The following is a 22984-nucleotide window of genomic DNA, read 5'->3' on the forward strand; positions in this document are numbered from 1 at the left end:
CTCTCCTGCAAAGGTGCCGCGCCCCGTGTCCCAGACCGTTACGCTTTCCATCGAGAAAATGAACTGTGCCTCCTGTGTGGGGCGGGTGGACCGTGCCCTGGCGGCGGTGACCGGTGTGACAGAGGTCTCCGTGAACCTGGCAACCGATACCGCGACCGTGACGGGGGATGCCTCGGTGGGCACGCTGATCCGCGCTGCGAATGACGCAGGCTATCCCGCACGCCGCGCAGAGGCAGATGCCGCAGAACTGGGCGCACGGCTGGAGGCCGCGGGGCGCGACCTGCAGCGCATGACGCTGGTTGCTGCCGTGCTGACCCTGCCGGTTTTTGTGCTGGCGATGGGCAGCCATATTTTCCCGCAGCTGGGCGAGATGATCGGGCGAAACACGAACCATCTGATCCAGGGGGTGCTGACCACGCTGGTGCTGGCCTGGCCCGGGCGTCGCTTTTTTGCCGATGGCTTTCCCGCGCTGATCAAAGGCGCACCGGACATGAACAGTCTTGTGGCGCTGGGTACTTCGGCGGCGTGGATCTATTCGGTGGTGGTCATGCTGGCGCCGGGGCTTTTCCCCGCGATGTCGCAGGGCGTGTATTTCGAGGCGGCAGCGGTGATTGTCACGCTGATCCTGACCGGGCGCTGGCTGGAGGCCCGCGCGCGCGGGCGGACGGGTGCTGCGATCCGCGCGCTGGTTGGTCTGCGCCCGCCTACAGCCCAGGTGATGCGCGATGGCCAGGCAACCGAAATCGCGGTGGAGCAGATCCGCACCGGGGATCATGTGCTGCTGCGTCCGGGCGAACGTGTGCCGGTGGACGGGGTGATCATCGAAGGCACAACAACCGCGGACGAGGCGATGATATCGGGAGAGCCGCTGCCCGTCGAAAAGCGCCCGGGCGATGCGATGACCGGCGGGACGGTCAATGGCTCGGGCAGTGTCACGCTGGAGACCGCAGCGGTGGGCGAGGCCACGGTTCTGGCGGGTATCATCCGGCTGGTCCAGTCCGCGCAGGGTTCGAAACTGCCGGTGCAGGCGCTGGTGGACCGGATCACGCTGTGGTTCGTGCCTGCGGTTCTGGCGGTCGCGTTGGTAACCGTGCTGGCCTGGCTGGTGCTGGGGCCGGCACCGGTGCTGTCCTATGCGCTGGTGGCGGGTGTTTCGGTTCTGATCATTGCCTGCCCCTGTGCGATGGGGCTGGCGACACCGACCTCTGTGATGGTGGCCATTGGCCGCGCGGCTGAAATGGGCGTGCTTTTCCGCAAGGGCGACGCCCTGCAATCGCTGGCCGCAGTGGATGTGGTGGTTTTTGACAAAACCGGCACCCTGACCGAAGGACGCCCGGTGCTGCAGTCGCTGTCTGTGGCCCCGACGTTTGAGAAAGACCGGGCCCTGGCCCTGATTGCAGCACTGGAGGCACGGTCCGAGCACCCGCTGGCCCGGGCGATCCTGGCGGCCGCGCAGGAGGCAGCGCTGGACCTGCCCGCTGCTTCGGAGATTGCAGCTCAGGATGGCATGGGGATTACCGGCATGGTGGAAGGCCACCGGATCCTGATCGGGTCTGCGCGGATGATGCAGGAGCAGGGCGTGGATGTCAGCGGCTTTGACAGTGACCGCACCACCTGCGAGGCCCGCGGCCAGACGGTATTTTATGCTGCGTCTGACGGGCAGCCCCTGGCGCTGCTGGCCGTGTCCGATGCCATCCGCCCCGGGGCCGGAGCACTGATTGCGGGGCTGAAAAAACGCGGTGTGCGGGTGGCGATGGTGACCGGTGACAGCGAGGAAGCCGCATCGGTTATTGCCGCAGAGCTGGGCATTGATACGGTCGCGGCCCGGGTTCTGCCCGCGGAAAAGACCGAGACCCTGCACCGCCTGCGCGGCACCCCGGGCACGCTCGCCTTTGTCGGGGACGGGATCAATGACGCCCCGGCACTGGCTGCTGCCGATGTAGGTATCGCCATCGGCACAGGCACAGATGTGGCAATCGAGGCGGCGGATGTGGTGCTGATGTCCGGCAATCCGCTGGGCGTGTTGCGCGCCATCCATGTGTCTGAACAGACCATGCGGAACATCCGGCAGAACCTTTTCTGGGCCTTTGGGTATAACGTGGCGCTGATCCCGGTGGCGGCGGGTGTGTTTTTTGCGCTGACGGGCTGGTTGCTGTCGCCCATGCTGGCCGCTGGCGCCATGGCCCTGTCGAGTGTTTTCGTGCTGAGCAATGCGCTGCGTCTGAGACGCCTGTCAGGAGATCCGGTATGAACATCAGCGACGTTGCAACAGCCACCGGGCTGCCGGTGAAAACCATCCGGTATTATGAGGACATCGGCCTGATCACCCCGGGCCGGAAAGGCAATGGCTACCGCTGGTTCAGCGAGACCGACCGCCACAGGCTGGCCTTTCTGGGGCGCGCGCGGTCGCTGGGGTTCTCCATAGAGGCCTGCCGCAGCCTGCTGCAGCTCTACAGTGACCGGGACCGCGCCAGTGCGGATGTGAAAACCATCGCCCGCGCGCATCTGGAAGAGATCGACCGCAAACGCGCCGAACTGACCGACATGCGGGACACGCTGGCACATCTGATTGATGCCTGCGCCGGGAATGACCGGCCCGATTGTCCGATCCTTGCGGACCTTGCGGCAGAGCGCCGCCCTTGAATACCGGCGGGCCGGGGCTCACATGGAGGAGATGAGCAACATTTTCCAGCACAACATAAAAGTTCTTTTCCAGCACTGTGACCCGGCGGGGATCGTTTTCTATCCGCGTTACTTTGAGATGGTGAACCAGACCGTGGAGGAATGGCACGAAGCAGGCCTGGGTTATTCCTTTGCGCAGATGCATCTGAAACGGGGTCATGGGGTGCCAACTGTCTCTATTGGTGCGGAATTTTCCGCTCCGAGCCGCATGGGCGATGTGCTGACATGGCGGCTGACCTTGCAGAAACTGGGCCGTACCTCGGCGCATCTGATGGTCGAGGCGCATTGCGGCGACGAACTGCGGATGACCGCGACCCCGGTGCTGGTATCGGTTGATATGAAGACCGGACGTCCGGTGCCCTGGCCTGAAGAAATGCGGCCCCGGATGGAAAGTTTCCTGGTGGCAAAATAATTTTATACATAAAAATTTTATGCTTGAAACAATCTGAGTGTCGGATAGGCTGGACCGCGTGAATCAATCGCGGGTGCCCCATGAGAATAGCCTGTCTGGGAGGCGGTCCGGCCGGCCTCTATTTTGCGATCTCGATGAAGCTGCGGGATCCGGCGCATGAGATCACCGTTTTCGAACGCAACCGTCCGGATGACACCTTTGGCTGGGGTGTGGTTCTGTCTGACGAAACGCTTGGCAACCTGGAACACAATGACCCCAAAAGTGCTGCGCTGATCCGCAGCCACTTTGCCTATTGGGATGATGTTGCGGTGATCCACCAGGGTGTGCGCACCGTGTCGTCCGGCCACGGGTTTTGTGGCATCGGGCGGCGGCAGCTGCTGATCCTGCTGCAGGAGCGTGCGCGCGAGCTGGGGGTTGATCTGCAGTTTGAAAGCCCGGTGGAGAGTGCTGCGGCCCTGGCGGCAGATTATGATCTGGTGGTGGCGACCGACGGGCTGAACTCCCGCACACGGCAGGAATTCAGCGACTCTTTCCGCCCGCAGACAGACATCCGGAAATGCCAGTTTACCTGGCTGGGCACGCGCCAGAAATTTGACGACGCTTTTACCTTTATCTTTGAGAAAACACAGCATGGCTGGGTCTGGGCCCATGCCTATCAGTTCGACCCTGACACGGCGACTTTCATCGTGGAATGCAGCGAGGAGACCTGGGCGGCCTGGGGCTTTGGCGAGATGTCCAAAGAAGAAAGCATTGCCACCTGCGAGGCGATTTTTGCGCAGCATCTGGACGGTCATGCTCTGATGTCAAACGCCAACCATGTGCGCGGATCTGCCTGGATTCAGTTCCCGCGCGTGCTCTGCGAGCGCTGGCACCATGACAACATCGTGCTGATGGGCGATGCTGCTGCGACGGCGCATTTTTCCATCGGCTCCGGCACCAAACTGGCGCTTGAATCAGCGGTGGCCCTGGCAGATTGCCTGACGGAGGAAGCGGACAGGGCTGCCGCCTTTGCCCGCTATGAGGATGAACGGCGCATCGAAGTGCTGCGGTTGCAGTCGGCGGCGCGCAATTCGCTGGAGTGGTTCGAGGAGGTCGAACGGTATCTGCATCTGGACCCGGTGCAGTTCAATTACTCCCTGCTCACCCGGTCGCAGCGGATCAGCCACGAGAATCTGCGTGCGCGGGATCCGGACTGGCTCAGGGCGGCAGAGCGCTGGTTTCAGACGGAGGCCGGTGTGGGAGAGAACGCCCCTGTGCGGCACCCGATGTTTGCGCCCTGGCGGTTGCGGGAGATGACGCTGAAAAACCGGATCGTGGTCTCGCCGATGGCGCAGTACAAGGCCGTGGACGGTCTGCCGACCGACTGGCATCTGGTGCACTACGGCGAGCGTGCCAAGGGCGGCGCGGGGCTGGTTTACACGGAAATGACCTGTATCAGTGACGATGCGCGCATCACGCCGGGGTGTCCCTGTATCGCGACCGACGCTCAGGAAGCGGCCTGGAAACGGATCGTGGATTTCATCCACGCCGAAAGTGACGCAAAGGTCTGTCTGCAGATCGGCCACGCCGGGGCCAAGGGCTCTACCCAGGTCGGATGGGAGGAGATGGACGCGCCGCTGCACGATGGAAACTGGCCGCTGATCGCCGCCTCTGACGTGCCCTGGACCGGGCGGAATGCGACCCCGCGGCCCATGACCCGCGACGACATGGACCGGGTAAAGGCGCAGTTCGTCCAGGCGACCGAACGTGCCGCGCGCGCCGGTTTTGATATGATCGAGCTGCACGCCGCACATGGCTATCTGATCTCGGGTTTTATCACGCCCTTGCAGAACCGGCGCACGGACGCATATGGCGGGTCGCTGGAAAACCGACTGCGCTATCCGCTGGAGGTGTTTGACGCCATGCGGGCGGCCTGGCCTGCAGACCGGCCCATGTCGGTGCGCATCTCGGCCAACGACTGGATGGGCGAGACGGGCATCACCCCTGCGGACGCGGTGGCCATTGCGCGGGCGTTCCAGGAGCACGGCGTGGATATCTGTGACGTGTCCGCCGGACAGACCTCGGCCGAGGCCCAGCCGGTCTATGGCCGCATGTTCCAGACGCCGTTTTCGGACCGTATCCGCAACGAAACCGGCCTGCCGACCATGGCCGTGGGCAATATTTTCGAGGCGGATCATGTGAATTCCATTCTGATGGCCGGGCGGGCCGATCTGGTGTGTCTGGCGCGTCCGCATCTGTCTGATCCCTACTGGCTCCTGCGTACGGCAACCGCGCTGGGTGACCGGGCAGAAAGCTGGCCTGCCCCCTATCAGGCCGGGCGCGACCAGGCCTGGCGGCTGGCCGACAAGGAAGCCGCCGAGGGGGACCTGCGCGTATGACGGACCTGAGCGGAAAGCGCGCCCTGGTCACGGGCGGCGGCACGGGCGTTGGGGCCGCGATTGCCCGGGCGCTGGCCGGAGCAGGCGCAGAGGTCTGGATCAGCGGACGGCGCGCCGATGTTCTGGAGCAGACGGCCAGAACCCACGCGGGCATGCGCACCGTGACAGGGGATGTGACCCGCCCCGCCGATTGCGAAGCGATGATCGCCGCCGCCGGGCACCCGCAGATCGTGGTGGCCAATGCAGGTGCTGCGGTTTCGAAACCATTTCACCGGATGAACGGTGGCGACCTGCAGGCCATGCTGGACGTGAACCTGTTTGGTGTGTTCAACATCTGTGCCGCGGCCCTGCCTGCGATGAAAAAGGCGGGGGGCGGCAGGCTGATTTCTGTCGCCTCGACCGCGGGGCTGAAGGGATACGCCTATGTCAGTGCCTATGTGGCGGCAAAACATGCGGTTGTCGGGCTGACCCGGTCTCTGGCGCTGGAACTGGCGCAGACCGGCGTGACCGTGAACGCGGTCTGCCCGGGGTTCACCGACACGCCGATGCTGCAGGAAACGGTGGAGAATATCATGCAGCAGACAGGCCGCAGCCGCGCAGTGGCCGAGGCCGCCCTGACCGCAGGCAACCCCCAGGGCCGGTTTGTTGATCCGGCAGAAGTGGCGGATGCCGTGCTCTGGCTGGCGGGGGATGGTGCCAGTGCTGTGACCGGCCAGGCGTTGTCTGTCTCTGGTGGAGAAGTGATGTGACAGGTCAGACCCAAATCCCCTCTGATCTGAGCAAGGACCGCCTGCGTGTCTGGCTGCGGATGCTCAAAGTCACCCGTATGATCGAGGCGGAACTGCGCGAGCGGATGCGCCTGGAATGGGATATTACCCTGCCGCGGTTTGACGTCATGGCCGCGCTGCGCCGCAGTGAAGAGGGCATGAAGATGAGTGATCTGAGCGGTGTGCTGCGTGTCTCCAATGGCAATGTCACCGGTATTGTGGACCGGTTGGTTTCCGATGAACTGGTCGAGCGCCGCGCGGTAGAGGGCGACCGGCGCGCCATGCGGGTTGTTCTGACAGAACGGGGCCGCACGCAGTTTGATCAGATGGCGGCGGTACATGAGGTCTGGGTGGATGAGCTGCTCTCGCCCATCGGGGCGCAGGGTCTGGCAACCGTTCATTCGCGCCTGGGCCGGATCGCAGAAAAAGCAGAGGATGACACCTGATGCCTGAACATTTTCGCCTGACGCGCCAGGGAGAGGTGGCTGTTGTCACGCTGGACCGGCCCGACCGCAAGAACCCGCTGACTTTTGAGAGCTATGCAGAGCTGCGCGACTGGTTCCGGGACCTGCGCGACGATCCGGAGATCAACGCGGTGGTTTTTGGCTCTAATGGCGGCAATTTCAGCTCGGGCGGCGATGTGCATGACATCATCGGGCCGCTGGTGGGCATGGACATGAAGGACCTGTTGAAGTTCACCCGCATGACCGGTGACCTGGTCAAGGCAATGCTGGCCTGCGGCAAGCCGGTGATCGCAGCCGTTGACGGAATCTGTGTCGGTGCTGGGGCTATAATTGCCATGGCATCCGACCTCAGGATCGGCTCGCCCCAGGCAAAGACCGCGTTTCTCTTTGCGCGGGTCGGGCTGGCGGGCTGTGATATGGGTGCCTGTGCCATGCTGCCCCGGATCATCGGGCAGGGGCGCGCCGCCGAGCTGCTTTATACCGGGCGCTCGATGAGCGCAGAGGAAGGCGAACGCTGGGGGTTTTTCAACCGTCTGGTCGGGCCTGACGCGCTGGAGGCCGAGGCGGTGGCCCTGGCGCAGCGCATCGCGGAAGGTCCGAATTTTGCGCATATGATGACAAAAACTATGCTGGCCCAGGAATGGAACATGACGCTGGATCAGGCAATCGAGGCAGAGGCCCAGGCCCAGGCCATCTGTATGCAGACCGAAGATTTCCGCCGCGCCTATGAGGCCTTTGTCGCGCGGGAAAAGCCGGTGTTTCAGGGTGACTGAACCGGCCAGCGGGGAGAGATACAGATGAGTGACCGCAGTTTTCTGACATGGCCGTTTTTTGAGGAGCGCCACCGGGAACTGGCCGATGCGCTGGACGCCTGGTGCGGGACAAACCTGGCCGGGATTGACCACCGGGACGTGGATGCGGCCTGTATCGATCTGGTGTCACGGCTGGGTGCGGGCGGCTGGCTGACCCATTCTGCAGTGGACCCGGACGCGCCCGGCGCGCTGGATGTGCGCAGCCTGTGCCTGATCCGCGAAACGCTGGCGCGCCACGACGGTCTCGCGGATTTTGCCTTTGCGATGCAGGGGCTGGGGACGGGCGCACTGTCGCTCTTTGGCAGTGAGGAACAACGCGCCTGGCTGCACCGGACGCGCGCGGGCGAGGCGCTGTCCGCCTTTGCGCTGAGCGAGCCTAAATCAGGCTCTGACGTGGCAAATATTGCCCTGTCTGCCGCGCAGGATGGCAACGGGTTTGTGCTGAACGGCGAGAAAACCTGGATCTCCAACGGCGGGATCGCGGATATTTACACCGTCTTTGCCCGCACCGGCGAGGCACCGGGTGCCAGGGGCCTCTCTGCCTTTCTGGTGCCTGCGGATACGCCCGGACTGCACGTCGCAGAACGGCTGGAGGTGATGGCGCCGCACCCGCTGGCGCGGCTGTCGTTTGACAATGTGCGGGTGGATGCCGGGGCGCTGATCGGCGCGCCGGGGCAGGGGTTCCGGATTGCGATGTCCGTGCTTGATGTCTTCCGCTCTACTGTGGCGGCTGCGGCTCTGGGGTTTGCGCGCTGCGCGCTGGACGCGGCGCTGGAGCGGGTGCGCACAAGGGAATTATTCGGCGCGCCCCTGTCAGAGATGCAGATGGTGCAGGGCCATATTGCGGACATGGCGCTGGATGTGGATGCTGCTGCATTGCTGGTCTACCGCGCGGCCTGGACGCGGGATACCGGCGCGGAACGGGTCACGCGCGAGGCGGCGATGGCCAAGCTCTTTGCCACCGACCAGGCGCAGCAGGTCATCGACAAAACCGTGCAGCTGTTTGGTGGCGAAGGGGTGCAGACCGGATCGGTGCCGGAACGTCTCTACCGCGAGATCCGGGCGCTGCGGATCTACGAAGGGGCCTCTGACGTGCAAAAGGTGGTGATCGCGCGTGCCACGCTGAACAATGCCTGAGGCGTTGCGTCAGTAGGTTTTGACCGATTGCGCCAGACGTTCCAGCGTCAGCCCGACCTGATCCGAGCTGACGATTGCGGATCGGACCAGCCGGTCAAACTGTCGCGCAAAGCCCCGCACCTGCTCGGGGCTGCTGACCACCAGATAGGCCTCTCCGATATAGAGCGCCACGCGCTGCTTGCCAAAGACGGTGAAGGGCGCGGAATAGGTTTTGCTGCCATCATAGAGGTGCAGACGCAGCGCGGGATACGTCTGCTCGCAGATGCGCGCCATGTGAAACAGCTGGTGACGGCACTGGCGGGCCGGGGTGTTCCGCCACAGCCCGGACCGCGCGGCAAGATCCTGCAGCGTCTGGATGGGCATCGCAATTTCCACATCCATGTCATCGAGCGAGATATGCCCCAGCACGTTTTCCACACCTCCGCCACGCGCATCCGCGGGCTCGTCCGTGATGGTTTCGGGCGACAGGCTGATCATATCCGGCAGGGTCGAGGGCACGTAGCGCAGTTTGAAACCCGCGGCTTCGCTGCGCCACTGATCCAGCGGGGTGGAGCCATCGGCCAGGGTTTCGCGCTCGATCTCGACACTGCCGGCGACTTCCTGGCGGCCTTCGCGGGCGTTCTCCAGACACAGCAGCCAGTCCACCGACACGCCGCTGGTCTGCGCGATACGCCGCAGGGTCTCTGCGCGGGGCAGGCGGTCAGAAGAGGTGCTGAGGAACTGGCTGAGCGCTGAGCGGTCCAGCCCGGTCTGCGCCATGAAATGGGCTTTGCCCTCGACATGCGACTCCAGAACCTGCCGCAGCCGCTTGCGGAACTGAACAGAGAGATCGCGCTTATCCATATGTCGCATATATGCAATTTTGAAACGAAAATACAACAAACATACCTATTTGCCGCATAAGTAATCTTTGTGTTGCAGACTCATGCGCTTGTCTGATGGTGCCGTGATGCAGGAAAATCGCTTTGGACCGATCACGGACCATACCTGCGAAAGACCCGGAAATTGACTGCTCCTGACTGCCCTGAGAACACCCGCACCGAATGGCCCACACTTGGTGTTGCGGCGATATGCTATGCCGGTTTTGCGCTGACCACCATGTATTCACAGGCTTTGGGCCCTGCTCTGTCCGGTGTTCTGCTGGTGCTGGTTCTGACGCTTTATTCCTCGCTCAGTCACGAGGTACTGCATGGCCATCCCTTTCGGGATGCACGGCTGAATACGGCGCTGGTTTTCCCCGCACTTGGCCTTTTTATACCCTATCTGCGGTTCCGCGACACGCATCTGGCGCACCATCACGACCCCAATCTGACAGACCCTTATGACGACCCGGAGACCAACTTTGTGGACCCTGTCGTCTGGGCGGAATGGACGCCGCTGCGGCAGGCGGTGTACCGGGCGAACAACACACTGCTGGGCCGGATGCTGATTGGTCCTGCCATCAGCACGGGCGCGTTTTATCTGGCGGATCTGCGCGCTGCGCTGCGCGGTGACCGCGCTGTTCTGCGGGCCTGGCTCTTTCATCTCGGCGGCCTGGTGCCGGTTGGCCTGTGGTGGGTGCTGGTGGCGGACATGGCGCTGTGGGTCTATGTGGCAGCGGCCTGGGCCAGCCTGTCAGTGCTGAAAATACGCACCTTTCTGGAGCACCGTGCCCATGAACGCGCCCGTTGCCGCAGCGTGATCATCGAGGACAGGGGCGTTCTGGCTTTTCTCTTTCTCAACAACAACCTGCATGCGGTGCACCATGCCTGTCCGCAGCTGGCCTGGTACCGCCTGGGCGGGTTTTATCGCGCGCGCCGCGCCGCTTTTCTGGAACGGAACGGCGGTTATGCCTACCGGTCTTACTGGCAGATTGCCCGGCTTTTTCTGTTCCGGAGCAAGGATCCGGTGCCGCATGTTCTGTGGCATCAGGGCAACCGGACTGCACCCGGTCCGACCCTGCGCGACGGCCGGCAAAGCGCCCGGGGATAAGCGTTTGAAACCTGACGCTGGCGGTGCCATCCTGCGCGGGACAAAATCAGCGGCAGGAGGCACCCCCCGTGTCCGAAATCGACAGTCCCGTTCTTCTTTCCATTGCGGATGGCATCGCCACCGTCACGATAAATAACACGCGGGCCATGAACGCCCTGTCGGAAGAGGTCCTGGCGGCACTGCAGGAAACCTGGGACGGGCTGGCGCAGAACGCAGCGGTCAAGGCTGTGATCCTGCGCGGATCGGGCAACCATTTCTGTGCCGGTCACAACCTCAAGGAAATGACCCTGCGGCGGCAGGATGCGGATGGCGGTCAGGCCTATTTCAACGATCTGTTTGCGCGCTGTTCACGGATGATGCTGTCGATCGTGAAGCTGCCACAACCCGTCATTGCCGAAGTGCAGGGGATTGCCACAGCGGCGGGATGCCAGCTGGTGGCCACCTGTGATCTGGCGGTCGCGGCAGAGGATGCGCGCTTTGCCACGTCGGGCGTGAACATCGGATTGTTCTGCTCGACGCCGATGGTGGCCCTGTCGCGCAATGTGACCCGCAAACAGGCGATGGAGATGCTGTTGCTGGGGGATTTCATTCCGGCGGCGCGCGCGGCGGACATGGGTCTGATCAACCGGGTTGTTCCGGCCGATGATCTGGGCACCGCCGCCCGGGCCATGGCAGAACAGATTGTCAGCAAAGCACCAGTCGCGGTGCGCACGGGTAAACGCGCCTTTTACGCTCAGGCGGAAATGACGCTGGAAGAGGCCTATGACTATGCAGGCCGGACGATGGCAGAGAACATGATGGCACGCGATACGCGCGCGGGCATCGATGCCTTTATCGCCAAGGAACCCATGCCCGAATGGCAGGGCGACTGAGCTCAGAGTATCCGGGCGGCGGCCTGTTCTGCCGCCTCCAGGGCGCCTTCGAGAAAGCCACCGAAATCCTCGCCCATCTCGGATGAGGCAAAGATCATGCGACCATCCCAGACGTCCCGCAGTTCATGCGGGGTGCCATAGGCCGGATGCTGTGCCGGCGGAATGTGATCTGCCGCAGTCGCCACATGAGGGTTCTGCGCCCAGTCTTCCATATGCAGTGTCACGCCCTTTGCCATTTGCGGGCCAAAGAGCGCGACCAGTTGTTCTTGCGCCAGATGAAGAATCTCTGCCTGGTGTTCGGCGCGCGCTGCAGCCGGGACACCGACAAAGCCAAAAAGGGCAAAACCACTGCCATCTGCGGGCGAGGCATCATGGATTTCGACCATCGGCCCGCGCTGGCTGATCGCATCACCCGAGAGACCCGCTTCGCGCCACCAGGCGCGTTCGCAGACCGCGACGATTTTTGCATGACCGGCCATCCACGTGGGCACGGCTGCCATTGTCCTTTGCATAGGCTCCGGCAGGGCGGGGGCAAAGATGATGTCCTGCGCTGCGATCCGGGGTGGCAGGGCCATCACCACCCGCTGTGCGGTGATCTGTTTGTCTGCTGTGTCTGCGACAATTCCCTGCGCCGCGCGCGCCAGGTGCAGGACAGGGCAACCCTTCAGGATGCGTGCCTCCGGGAGCGCCTCTGTCAGGCCATCCGTCAGGCCCTGCATCCCGCCTGAAAGACGTAAAGAGCCCTGCATAGAGCCTGCACCAAACCCCTTTTGCACCTGGCCCCCCGACCGCTGGAAAAGGCCGGTGCCGGTGCTGTATTGCGCAAACACATCGAGGCCAAGGCGTGCGGCAAGGGCTGCGGAACGCGGTTGTCCGGGCCAGATCCAGGCGGGCCCAAGATCAACAGGCACGCCGCCAAAACGCCTGGTTCTTATACGTCCCCCTGTGTGTGCTGCCCGTTCCACCAAAAGCCAGTCATGGCCCGCGCGTTCCAGCCTGTCCGCCAGGCTCAGCCCGGCGAGACCGCCGCCCACAATGAGAGTTTCCGTCTGCATGACGCCCTCTTTACAGGACGTGCGGGCAGTGTCACGCGGCCTGCGCTGGGATCAGCCCACTTTGTACCCCCAGAATGCGGTGTTGCCTGCCAGGAAATATCCGTCCTGCGCGCTGATACGCCCCTGCAGCTCGACCGTGTCGCCCGCGTTCAGCAGGGCCATGCCCTGGATGTTGAGATTTGTCCGCTCCGAGATATGCGGCCCGGTGATTTCGCCCCGCGAGCCGCTGATCTCTTCCGTTCCGTTGCGGATCAGGCGTCCGGCGATACCGACCAGCGTGCTGGTGTTTTCACGGAATGTCAGGCCGCCGCCAAAGACATACGTCCCGTCCACCGGCGCGGTAAAGGCGCTGGTGCCTGCGTCAAAGGTATTCTGGTCGTTGAACTCTGTTGTATTGATCGCCACGGTGATCCAGCTGTTTGCGGCACAGTAGTTGTCGAAACTGGTGGTACCCTTGAAGCGCGGTAGGTTGGGCTGGTCGACGATGCCGGAGCCCGTGTCGATGCTCAGCCCGTCAAAAAAACCCGCGCCATCAGGCGAGGTGGACAGGCGAAGACGGTCGCTGCCAAAAAGGCCAAACAGCCCGCGCGTCTGAAAGTTCTGCTGGAATACGAAACCGAGGTCATCCGTGGAATTCTCCTTGTTCAGGGTCGAGACACAGCTGCCCGTACCGCCATCCGCCTGATAAAGCGCGGTCCAGAGTGCTGCGTTGAGTTTGGCCGAAAACGGGGCTGTGGGCAGGGATGTCATGCCAAGGCCAAAGCTTTCGATGTCCTGCAGCTCGTCGCTGTCCAGATCGATCCAGTCGGCACCGTCGTGCACGATCAGGGTTTCGCGGGCCGATACCCAGGCGCTCCATCCGGCGCGCGGCACGAAAAACCGCCAGGCGCTGTTCTCAAAAAGCGCGACTTCACCGGCGCGGCCCGACCAGTCGCCGGTGGCCGCATCGCCCACGATATAGCGCGCGCCGTCCGACGGAGTTCCGGGGGGCGTCGTCTGATCGTCAGAGATCACAGCAAGCTGGGTGACCACATCCAGAATACGCAGCGCTTCGTTGTGCGTCACATGCTTCTGAGCCTGGTTGGGAAGAATAAAGGGGAGCGAGAGACTGCTGGAAGTGTCGGCCATTGAATTTCCCATGCATGAGGATTGATCCGCCCAAACTGGGGCAAAACGGTTTCGCATGTGCCAGGCAGGCGCGCCGTCGCTTAACCGGTCGTTAACCCGGCCCGCACTGTTCATCGAAAATCCACACGACGTTCATAGTAATTCCATAAACCGGAACATTATCTCCGCTATCAGTTTCTATTATCTGTCGTGTTGCAGGAATTTCCCTCGCTCGCAGACAAAGGATGACACAATGTCCGACACCGTTCGAATTCACAGCTTTCCGCTCTCTGGCCATGCGCATCGCGTGGTGCTCTTTGCGGCCCTGGCAGGTATCCCTCACGAGATCATCAATGTCGATCTTGCGAATGGTGCCCAGAAATCAGAAGCCTTTCTGGCACTGAATCCGATGGGCCAGGTCCCGGTCATTGAAGATGGCGGGAATGTCATCAGCGACAGCAATGCTATTCTGGTCTACCTCGCGCGCCGATACGCCAAAGACTGGCTGCCAACCGACCCCCAGGCCGAGGCAGAGGTGCAAAAATTCCTGACGCTTGCAGCAGGTGAGCTGGCTTTTGGACCGGCAGCGGCACGGCTGATCAATGTGTTCAACGCACCGCTGAACCGTGAGTTCTGTCAGACTGTTGCAGCACGCGTCCTGGGCAAACTGGAAGCGCATCTTGAGGGTCGCAGCTGGCTGGTGAGCGAGCGCCCGACAATCGCGGATGTCGCCATCTACAGCTATACAGCCCACGCGCCCGAGGGCGACGTGTCGCTTGAACCTTATCCAAATGTGCGCCGGCTGCTGGCTGGTATCGAGAGGCTGGATGGCTTTGTGCCGATGCCCGTGACGCCTGTGGGGCTGGCAGCTGCCGGCGCCGACTGACCGCCGTTCCTGTCTGCACACGCCGTTCGGACGGGCCCTTTTCCCATAACTCAAACGAGGTCCATCATGAAAAACAATGATCAAATCGGTCTGTCACCCTTTCATGCCGGTGAACTCGCAGCTCAGGACCGCGCGGGCAAACGCGATCGTATGGCAGTCATCGGTCGCAGGGCCATCCGGCCTTTTATGCCCGATCAGCACCGGACATTTTTTGAGCAGTTGCCCTTTGTCGTGATGGGCAGCGTGGATGAAAAAGGCCAGCCCTGGGCCTCTGTCGTCAGCGGTGGAACGGGATTTATCCGGTCTCCTGACGACAGACATCTGGGCATCATGGCAAAGCCCCATTCAGGTGATCCTCTGGCGGGTGCGCTGCGGCTTGATGCGCCGGTCGGGGTGCTGGGCATTGAACCATCCACTCGGCGTCGTAACCGCATGAACGCGCATGTGACCGAGATGGACGCAGGCTGGTTCACACTGCGGGTGGACCAGTCTTTTGGAAACTGCCCGCAATACATTCAGACCCGCGACTTACGGTTTGTCCGCCCGGTGGATGAGACCGCTGAAACAACAGGGTCTGTTCTGGTCACCGACCTGGATGATCAGATGCGCTCGTTTATCCGCAGCGCGGACACACTCTTTGTCGCCAGTGCCGTCAGGCAGGCGGCAAATCCGGCGGCGCGCGGTGTGGATGTTTCGCACCGCGGTGGCCTGCCCGGGTTTGTAAAGGCAGAGGGCAACACGATCACCGTGCCTGACTATGCGGGCAACAACTTCTTTAACACCATCGGCAATTTCGTGGTGAACCCGCGGGCGGGTCTGCTGTTTCCCGATTTTGAAACCGGAGACGTACTGCAGCTGACTGGTACGGTTGAACTGCTCTGGAGCGATGATCCGGAAATTGCGCGTCTGGAAAACGTGGACCGGGCCTGGCGCTTCACGCTGGATCACGGGGTGCGCACGACGGATGCGCTGCCGTTTCGTGCGAATTTCGGAGAGTACTCGCCCCAAAGCCTCGGTGCAGACACCTGGGAGGCGGCCGCGCGCCGCAAGCTGTGTTAACGCGCAACAAAAGCTCCAGGTGCAGCAGCCGCTTAATGATCAGAAATCGAGGTTTTCCACGCTCAGAGCGTTCTGCTGGATAAACTCGCGGCGCGGCTCCACCACATCGCCCATCAGCTTGGTAAAGAGGTCATCCGCTTCGGCCATATCCTCGACCCGTACCTGCAGCAGCGTGCGCGCGTCGGGATCCAGCGTGGTTTCCCACAGCTGGTCAGGGTTCATCTCGCCCAATCCCTTGTAGCGCTGCAGGGACAGACCCTTTTCACCTTCCTGCAGGATCGCCTCCAGCAGATCCAGCGGGCCAAAGATCATCTGTGTCCGGTCCTTGCGGATCAGCGTCGCGGGCAGGTTATACACATCCTGAAGGCTCTGCGTGAAGCTGCCGGTCTTTTTCGCCTCGCCCCCGCGCAGAATACGGCCATCCAGTGTGCGGACCTCTTCGACGCCGCGCAGAATACGGGCCAGACGGATGCCGTGATCCTGGGTGATACGTCCCTGCCAGCCGCGTTCGTATTCCTCGGCGATCAGGTTCAGACGGGCGGCAACCTTGTCTGCAGTGCCCTGCAGATCGGCATCTACAACACCCGGTGCAAAGGCTCCGGCAATGGCCGCCTGCTCCAGTATATGGCGCGGGTAATGTGTCGGGAACGCATCAAGCACGCGGCGCATCTGGCGGGCCAGATCGACCACACGGGTCAGGTCGGCACCGGTGATTTCCTCGCCATTGCCCTGCTTCAGGATCGCCCCGTCGATACCCTGCTGGATCAGGTATTCCTCCATCGCGGATTCGTCCTTGAGGTAGACCTCGGACTTGCCGCGCGACACCTTATAGAGCGGCGGTTGCGCAATATAGAGATGGCCCTTTTCAATGAGCTCTGGCATCTGCCGGTAGAAAAAGGTCAGCAACAGCGTCCGGATGTGCGCACCGTCCACGTCGGCGTCCGTCATGATGACGATCTTGTGGTAGCGTAGTTTGTCGATGTTGAATTCATCGCGGCCGATGCCCGTGCCGAGAGCCATCACCAGGTTTCCGATTTCCTGGCTGCCCAGCATCCTGTCAAAACGCGCGCGCTCCACATTGAGGATTTTACCTTTGAGCGGCAGGATCGCCTGGGTCTGCCGGTCACGCCCGGTCTGGGCAGAGCCGCCGGCGCTGTCCCCCTCGACGAGGAATACTTCGGTTTTGGCGGGGTCTTTTTCCGAACAATCCTTGAGTTTACCGGCGAGGAAATTCACATCCATCGCGGTCTTGCGCCGGGTCAGGTCACGGGCCTTGCGTGCCGCTTCGCGGGCATGCGCGGCCTCGATGATCTTGCCAACGACGATCCTGGCCTCTGCCGGGTTTTCCTCAAACCATTCCGCCAGCTTTTCGTTTACCAGCCCCTCGACAGCGGGGCGGACCTCGGAACTCACCAGCTTGTCTTTTGTCTGCGAACTGAACTTGGGGTCAGGCACCTTGACGGACAGGACACAGGTCAGACCCTCGCGTGCATCGTCACCGGTAAAGCTCACCTTTTCCTTGCGGGCAATACCAGAGGACTGGGCGTAGTTGTTGATCGTGCGGGTCAGCGCGCCACGGAACCCCGCCATGTGCGTGCCGCCGTCACGTTGCGGGATGTTGTTGGTAAAGGGCAGCACGTTCTCATGGTAGCTGTCGTTCCACCACATGGCGACTTCGACACCGATGTCGTCCCGCTCGCCGGTGATGAAAATCGGCTCTGGCATGACAGAGGCTTTTGACCGGTCGAGGTATTTGACAAATTCCTTGACACCGCCTTCGTAAAACAGATCGGCCTTCAGGTTTTCTGCCGGGCGTTCATCGACAAGGATGATCCGCACACCGGAGTTCAGAAACGCCAGTTCGCGCAACCGTTTTTCCAGAGTTTCAAAGGAGTATTCGAGATTGGAAAAGGTATCGGTCGAGGCCATGAACCGCACTTCTGTGCCGGTACGGTCGGTATCGCCGACCACTTCAAGATGTTTTGTCGTAAAACCACCCTCGAACCGTGCGACGTGCTCTTTGCCTTCGCGCCAGATGCGCAGTTCCAGCCAGTCGCTCAGCGCGTTCACAACCGAAACACCCACCCCGTGCAGGCCGCCTGAAACCTTGTAGGAGTTGCTGTCAAATTTACCGCCAGCGTGCAGCTGGGTCATGATGACCTCGGCAGCCGAGACACCTTCTTCCTCATGGATGCCGACGGGAATGCCGCGACCGTTGTCGCTGACAGAAACCGAGTGATCGTCATGGATTGTGACCGTTACAGCATCGGCATGACCGGCCAGCGCTTCGTCAATTCCGTTATCCACCACCTCATAGACCATATGGTGCAGACCAGAGCCATCATCGGTATCACCGATGTACATGCCAGGGCGCTTGCGGACAGCCTCCAACCCTTTGAGAACTTTGATAGAATCGGCGCCATATTCCTGTGGCGTCTGCTCGGTATCCGACATCGGGTCACACCTTCGTATTTTTGTGATTTTATACGATTTTTTCGGGGCAATGTCACGCGACAGACACAATATTTTGTGTCAGAGCAAGGGGATGAGCACACCGACCAGAATGAGTGCCGCGCCAGACAGAATGTTGATCCGCTGCAGCGTCTCCGGGCGTGTGATCACGCCATGGATTTTGCCGACACATGCCGCCAGGATCAGGTTCCCGACCAGTGGCACAACGACGGACATCCCGATGATGGCGGCAACATCCACCCAGGTAATCCCGCGCAGATCAAAGAACCCGGGCAGCACGCCCATGTAGAACAGAACGGCCTTTGGATTGCCCAGAATGGCGATGATCCCGGCTATGAAACCGGCCCACAGCCCAGGCCGTGTCAGCCTGCTGTCTGTGCTGATTTTCTGGCCCGCATGACGGATCAGGAGCAACCCCATGATGATAAACACACCGCAGGCCACCCACCGCAGAACGGCCATAAACACATCGAATACCGACAGGATCCAAGAGATCCCCAGAACCGCGACCAGGGACCACAGAATGTCACCGATGGCAACGCCCAGGGCCAGCGGCCAGGCGGCTGCAAAACCACCCGACAGCGCCCGCGCCATCAACGCCAGCCAGACCGGCCCAGGCGTCAGGAACAGAATGATCAGCGCGCCCGCATAGAGCATCAGATCGGTGGCAGAAATCGTCATGCCAGACAGGTCTCAGAGGCGCCATTCGCCTCTGTCACTTCAAAATACTGCGCGCGCGCGCCCATCGCGTCAAAAAGCGACTTTTCCGTCCCGGTCATCCAGGCCTGCGCGCCCAGGGCTGCAATCTCATCATAAAGAGCCGCGCGCCGTTCCGGATCAAGATGCGCCGCCACTTCGTCCAGCAGCAGCAGAGGTGGCGCGCCGAAATCCCGCGCCAGGGCACGGGCATTTGCCAGGATCAGAGAGACCAGCAGCGCTTTTTGCTCCCCGGTGGAACACTCCCGCGCCAGGGTTTCTTTGGCCGCAAAGGTGCCCAGAATATCGGCGCGGTGCGGTCCGATCAGCGTCCGCCCGGCGGCCAGATCCTGTGCCCGGCTGTCCGCCAGCGCCAAACGCAGATCCTCCTGGGTTACAGGCATGCCTCCTTCGCCCTGCACCAGTTCCAGATCGGCGCGGGGAAAGGCGGTTTCCGCGTCTTCCTGCGCCTCTGCCAGCTGTTGCAGGGCAGCCCGGCGGTTTGCATCAATGACGACACCCGCCCCGGCCATTCTGGCCTCCAGCGCGTTGTACCAGGAGGCATCGCGTACCATGTCTTTGAGAAGCCGGTTGCGCTCCCGCATCGCCTTGTCCCAGATCAGCGACATCTCGGCATGGCCGGGCTCAAAACTCAGCGTCATCCGATCAAGAAACCGGCGCCGCCCCTCAGAGCCCTCGATCCACAACCGGTCCATGGACGGAACCAGCCACAGCACCCGTGCAATCCGCCCCAGCGCCGTCTGAGCTGCTGGTTTTCCGTCTATGCGTACCTGGCGCGCCGCGCCCTCTTCTGACCAGATTTCGATTTCGTGCAGCTGATGCATCGATTGCAGGGTACCGGACAGTTTCCATCCCAGGGCCTCGGGCCGGCGCGCCATTTCCTGGGCACTGGACCGGCGCAGCCCGCGCCCGGGTGAAAACAGTGATACAGCTTCCAGAATGTTGGTCTTGCCTGCTCCATTTGGCCCGAAAAGGGCCACGGGCCGCCCATCTGGCACCAGGCGCGCCAGCTTGTGAGAGCGGAAATAGGACAGTGTCAGGGCCGGGAGGTACAGCGCCATGGCTCCCACCTTCTTCTGGCTGAAAATATCCCCGTCCATGATCCGGCAGGCGATGCCTGCATCGCCGGGCGGGGAATGGGCGGAACCTTACACGCGCATCGGCATGACCACATAGACAGCCGTCTGGTCGTTGCCTTCGCGCATCAGCGTCGGATCACCCGAGGAGTTGAACAGGAACACTGCGTTCTCGCGATCCACCTGGCTGGCGATCTCCAGAAGGTATTTGGCGTTAAAGCCGATCTCCAGCCGCTCGTCGCCATAGGCCACGGCCAGCTCTTCCTCGGCGGCACCGGAATCGGGGGCATTCACCGACAAAACCAGGCGGTCTTCGTCCAGCTGAAGCTTTACAGCCCGCGAGCGTTCCGAACTGACGGTCGCCACACGGTCGACGGCTTTGGCGAAATCGGCGGCGTCCACTTCCAGTTTGCGGGTGTTTCCCTGCGGGATCACGCGGGTATAGTCGGGGAATGTCCCATCAATCACTTTCGAGGTCAGAGTGATATCCGGCGTGGCAAAGCGGATTTTTGTCTCCGAGACAGAGACTGCGATCTTCATCTCGTCATCATCCAGCAGCTTGCGCAATTCGCCTACGGTTTTGCGCGGAACAATCACGCCGGGCATCTCGGAGGCGCCATCAGGCAGATCCGCATCAATCCGTGCCAGGCGGTGGCCATCGGTGGCCACGCAGCGCAGCACCCGGCCGCCTTCTGCGTCCGAGATATGCATATACACGCCGTTCAGATAATAGCGTGTTTCCTCGGTCGAGATTGCGAATTTGGATTTGTCGAACAGGCGGCGCAGCACCGGAGCAGGGGCCGAAAAGTTCGACTCGTATTCCGAGGAGGCCATCACCGGGAAATCCTCTTTCGGCAGCGTGGCCAGAGAGAAGTTGGACCGTCCTGCCTCGACTGTCAGGCGGCCCGTGGCGCTGTCAGCGGACAGGGTGACCAGCGCGCCGTCGGGCAGTTTACGCACGATCTCATGCAGTGTTGTGGCAGAGACGGTGGTCGCACCGGCGCGTTCCACCTGTGCCGGCGCTTTGTCGACAACCTCGATATCGAGGTCAGTGGCGCGGAAGGTGACATCGCTGCCTTCAGCTTCGACCAGCACATTCGCGAGGATCGGAATGGTGTTGCGACGCTCCACAACCGACTGTGCCTGAGACACGGCTTTGAGCAGAGCTGCGCGTTCGATACTGATCTTCATGGTGCCACTTCCTATCGACAGTCGGGACAGGCAAATTAACCTGTTTGACCGGCTTCACAAGACTTTTATCGAGTTGTCGTAGGATACGGGCAGGGCGTCAAGGCCCGGCGCGCCGCAGGGGGCACGCCAGGCCCTTGAAAACCTACTCTTCGAGCGCCCGGCGCAGCAGTTCCAGATCCTCGGCGATCTGTCCGTCCTGAACCTTGAGCTCTTCGATGCGTTTGACACCATGCATCACGGTGGTGTGGTCACGACCGCCAAACCGGCGGCCGATCTCTGGCAGCGACCGGCTGGTCATGCGTTTGCACAGGTACATGGCAACCTGGCGCGGGCGCGCATAGCTGCGCAGGCGCTTTGGGCCGATCATATCGCTGAGACGGATGTTGTAATGGTCCGACACGCGGCGCTGGATTTCCTCGACCGTGATTTTACGCTCGGAAGCCCGCAGCACGTCGGACAGGCAATCCTGCGTCAGTTCCATGTTGATCTCACGACCCACCAGCGACGCAAAAGCAAACAGCCGTGTCAGTGCGCCTTCAAGCACACGCACGTTCGTTGAAATGCGGTGCGCCAGGAATTCCAGAACACCCTCATCGATCTCCAGATCAGGATAGTTGGCGCGCTGCTGCTCGACTTTGCTTTGCAGGATGCCGAGGCGCAGCTCATAGTCGGTCGGGTGCAGATCAACCACCAGGCCGCACTGCAGCCGGGATTTGACCCGCTCTTCCATGTCCTTGATCTCGCCGGGCGCGCGATCACCGGAGATGATGATCTGCTTGTTCTGGTCAACCAGAGCGTTGAAGGTATGGAAGAACTCTTCCTGTGTGCTGCCCTTGCCCGCGATAAACTGCACGTCATCGACCATCAGCACATCCACAGAGCGGAAAATCTCTTTGAAGTCCATCATCTTGCGGTCACGCAGGGCCTGTACAAAGCGGTACATGAACTGCTCCGCCGACAGATAAAGCACATTCATGCCCGGTTTGCTCTGGCGCAGCTCGTGCGCAATGGCGTGCATCAGGTGCGTTTTGCCCAGACCAACGCCACCATAGAGAAACAGCGGGTTGAACGTTACGGGGCCCCCTTCGGCCACGCGTTTGGCTGCTGCATGGGCCAGCTCATTCGGTTTGCCGACGACAAAAGTCTCAAAGGTGAAGCGCTTGTCCAGCGGAGCCGTCGTCAGGGCGGTACCGTGTGTCGTGCGGGGGCGTTCGGCCGGCGCCATGGCGGTTTCCTCCTGGGCACCGGCGGTAACAGCAACTGAAGCGGGGACGGCGAACTTCAGGCGCCGGATGTCCGGTGCGGCGGTATTTACTTCGTGCAGAATGGCCTCTGCGAAATTCTGGTTCACATAGTTCCCCAGAAAATTCGTCGGCACGTCAAAAAGTGCCACGCCATCTGCAGCCGAGCGGAACCGGATCGGTTCGATCCAGGTGGTATAGTTGTTCTGCCCCACGGTCCTGCGCAGTCTTTGCCTCAGTTGTCCCCACATTTCGTCAGTCATAGTCGACCCGTATTCCTTTGTTTGTCCCATTCAGAGAAAGCGCCATTTTTGGCTGCCTCCCCGGTTCCTTCGTCAGACAACACTCACCCGGCCCGTTCCAAAAGGAACAGGAGAGTGTCCGCCGGACATTTTAGAATTTGGCGAGTCTGACCCTTTGTCCGAACAACGGACTGCTCAACGGATCAGGACTCACCGTCCTCTGATATTTGACAGGGCAAACAACCGGCATACGGTGCTTGCAGACAGTGCACGGCTTTTGCTGTGCCCAGTCCCCGGAAATCCATAAAAGCGGTCGCAACACCGCAGGATTTTCAGGGCCCGCCCCCCAAGGCGAAATGAATCGCTCTACACTGGTAGCAAGTTCGTGAGCGGCACGGCAACTGAACTTCATTCTTGACTCTGAAATTTCAGAAAAGAATCTC

The 22984-nt window shown here is 61.7% G+C and carries 20 protein-coding genes; 12 read left to right on the forward strand and 8 right to left on the reverse strand.

Annotated features, from left to right (window positions below; all coding sequences use genetic code 11):
* The first annotated feature begins 25 nt into the window (after positions 1 to 25).
* The 8 genes from Q1A34_RS08730 to Q1A34_RS08765 all read left to right on the forward strand — a co-directional run bounded on the left by Q1A34_RS08730 (position 26) and on the right by Q1A34_RS08765 (position 8652).
* On the forward strand, positions 26 to 2251 hold the full coding sequence (locus tag Q1A34_RS08730) for a heavy metal translocating P-type ATPase (protein ID WP_300033100.1): 2226 nt from the start codon (positions 26 to 28) through the stop codon (positions 2249 to 2251).
* Positions 2248 to 2643 (forward strand): Cu(I)-responsive transcriptional regulator, encoded by a 396-nt coding sequence (gene cueR, locus Q1A34_RS08735; protein WP_300033102.1) that lies wholly within the window; start codon positions 2248 to 2250, stop codon positions 2641 to 2643. The genes Q1A34_RS08730 and cueR overlap by 4 nt, the downstream gene beginning before the upstream one ends.
* A 31-nt stretch (positions 2644 to 2674) precedes the next feature.
* Entirely contained in the window at positions 2675 to 3094 is a 420-nt protein-coding gene (locus tag Q1A34_RS08740) for a thioesterase family protein (RefSeq protein ID WP_300033103.1), read from the forward strand.
* An 80-nt stretch (positions 3095 to 3174) separates the two neighbouring features.
* Positions 3175 to 5472: a bifunctional salicylyl-CoA 5-hydroxylase/oxidoreductase gene (locus Q1A34_RS08745; RefSeq protein WP_300033105.1), complete on the forward strand. Its 2298-nt coding sequence runs from the start codon at positions 3175 to 3177 to the stop codon at positions 5470 to 5472.
* A complete protein-coding gene (locus tag Q1A34_RS08750) occupies positions 5469 to 6221 on the forward strand; it encodes an SDR family NAD(P)-dependent oxidoreductase (RefSeq protein WP_300033107.1) in 753 nt (250 codons plus the stop codon). Before Q1A34_RS08745 ends, Q1A34_RS08750 begins: the two co-directional genes overlap by 4 nt.
* Before the next feature lie 59 nt (positions 6222 to 6280).
* Positions 6281 to 6685: a MarR family transcriptional regulator gene (locus tag Q1A34_RS08755; protein ID WP_300034097.1), complete on the forward strand. Its 405-nt coding sequence runs from the start codon at positions 6281 to 6283 to the stop codon at positions 6683 to 6685.
* The gene (locus tag Q1A34_RS08760; protein ID WP_300033108.1) at positions 6685 to 7476 is read left to right on the forward strand and encodes an enoyl-CoA hydratase family protein; all 792 of its coding nucleotides are present in this window, start codon (positions 6685 to 6687) and stop codon (positions 7474 to 7476) included. The genes Q1A34_RS08755 and Q1A34_RS08760 overlap by 1 nt, the downstream gene beginning before the upstream one ends.
* A gap of 24 nt (positions 7477 to 7500) precedes the next feature.
* Positions 7501 to 8652, forward strand: a complete 1152-nt coding sequence (locus Q1A34_RS08765) for an acyl-CoA dehydrogenase family protein (protein ID WP_300033110.1) — start codon at positions 7501 to 7503, stop codon at positions 8650 to 8652.
* Positions 8653 to 8661: 9 nt separating this feature from the next.
* Here Q1A34_RS08765 and Q1A34_RS08770 read toward each other — a convergent pair whose 3' ends face one another.
* A complete protein-coding gene (locus Q1A34_RS08770) occupies positions 8662 to 9495 on the reverse strand; it encodes a transcriptional regulator (RefSeq protein ID WP_300033112.1) in 834 nt (277 codons plus the stop codon).
* 162 nt (positions 9496 to 9657) lie between these two features.
* Between Q1A34_RS08770 and Q1A34_RS08775 the strand changes: the two genes are divergently transcribed.
* Positions 9658 to 10623, forward strand: a complete 966-nt coding sequence (locus Q1A34_RS08775; RefSeq protein ID WP_300033114.1) for a fatty acid desaturase — start codon at positions 9658 to 9660, stop codon at positions 10621 to 10623.
* A gap of 68 nt (positions 10624 to 10691) precedes the next feature.
* Positions 10692 to 11495, forward strand: coding sequence for an enoyl-CoA hydratase (locus Q1A34_RS08780; RefSeq protein WP_300033117.1), 804 nt, complete (start codon positions 10692 to 10694; stop codon positions 11493 to 11495).
* A gap of 2 nt (positions 11496 to 11497) precedes the next feature.
* Here Q1A34_RS08780 and Q1A34_RS08785 read toward each other — a convergent pair whose 3' ends face one another.
* Together Q1A34_RS08785 and Q1A34_RS08790 are read right to left on the reverse strand one after the other, a co-directional pair.
* Positions 11498 to 12550, reverse strand: a complete 1053-nt coding sequence (locus tag Q1A34_RS08785; RefSeq protein ID WP_300033119.1) for an FAD-dependent oxidoreductase — start codon at positions 12548 to 12550, stop codon at positions 11498 to 11500.
* A 51-nt stretch (positions 12551 to 12601) separates the two neighbouring features.
* Positions 12602 to 13678 carry a DUF2793 domain-containing protein gene (locus tag Q1A34_RS08790; protein WP_300033121.1) on the reverse strand — a complete coding sequence of 359 codons (1077 nt, stop codon included), beginning with the start codon at positions 13676 to 13678 and terminating at the stop codon, positions 12602 to 12604.
* 232 nt (positions 13679 to 13910) lie between these two features.
* Between Q1A34_RS08790 and Q1A34_RS08795 the strand changes: the two genes are divergently transcribed.
* Positions 13911 to 14543: a glutathione S-transferase family protein gene (locus Q1A34_RS08795; RefSeq protein ID WP_300033123.1), complete on the forward strand. Its 633-nt coding sequence runs from the start codon at positions 13911 to 13913 to the stop codon at positions 14541 to 14543.
* Positions 14544 to 14609: 66 nt separating this feature from the next.
* Positions 14610 to 15602, forward strand: coding sequence for a pyridoxamine 5'-phosphate oxidase family protein (locus Q1A34_RS08800; protein ID WP_300033125.1), 993 nt, complete (start codon positions 14610 to 14612; stop codon positions 15600 to 15602).
* 39 nt (positions 15603 to 15641) lie between these two features.
* Here the strand turns inward: Q1A34_RS08800 and gyrB are convergent, their stop codons facing one another.
* The 5 genes from gyrB to dnaA all read right to left on the reverse strand — a co-directional run bounded on the left by gyrB (position 15642) and on the right by dnaA (position 22562).
* The gene (gene gyrB / locus Q1A34_RS08805) at positions 15642 to 18056 is read right to left on the reverse strand and encodes a DNA topoisomerase (ATP-hydrolyzing) subunit B (protein WP_300033127.1); all 2415 of its coding nucleotides are present in this window, start codon (positions 18054 to 18056) and stop codon (positions 15642 to 15644) included.
* Positions 18057 to 18134: 78 nt separating this feature from the next.
* On the reverse strand, positions 18135 to 18755 hold the full coding sequence (locus Q1A34_RS08810; protein ID WP_300033128.1) for a LysE family translocator: 621 nt from the start codon (positions 18753 to 18755) through the stop codon (positions 18135 to 18137).
* Positions 18752 to 19852, reverse strand: coding sequence for a DNA replication/repair protein RecF (gene recF / locus Q1A34_RS08815; protein ID WP_300033130.1), 1101 nt, complete (start codon positions 19850 to 19852; stop codon positions 18752 to 18754). Before recF ends, Q1A34_RS08810 begins: the two co-directional genes overlap by 4 nt.
* Positions 19853 to 19939: 87 nt before the next feature.
* Positions 19940 to 21058, reverse strand: coding sequence for a DNA polymerase III subunit beta (gene dnaN, locus Q1A34_RS08820; RefSeq protein WP_300033132.1), 1119 nt, complete (start codon positions 21056 to 21058; stop codon positions 19940 to 19942).
* 142 nt (positions 21059 to 21200) lie between these two features.
* Positions 21201 to 22562: a chromosomal replication initiator protein DnaA gene (gene dnaA, locus Q1A34_RS08825; protein WP_300033134.1), complete on the reverse strand. Its 1362-nt coding sequence runs from the start codon at positions 22560 to 22562 to the stop codon at positions 21201 to 21203.
* Between the last annotated feature and the right edge of the window lie 422 nt (positions 22563 to 22984).

This window comes from uncultured Roseobacter sp. (assembly GCF_947491795.1).
Taxonomy (GTDB): Bacteria; Pseudomonadota; Alphaproteobacteria; order Rhodobacterales; family Rhodobacteraceae; genus Roseobacter.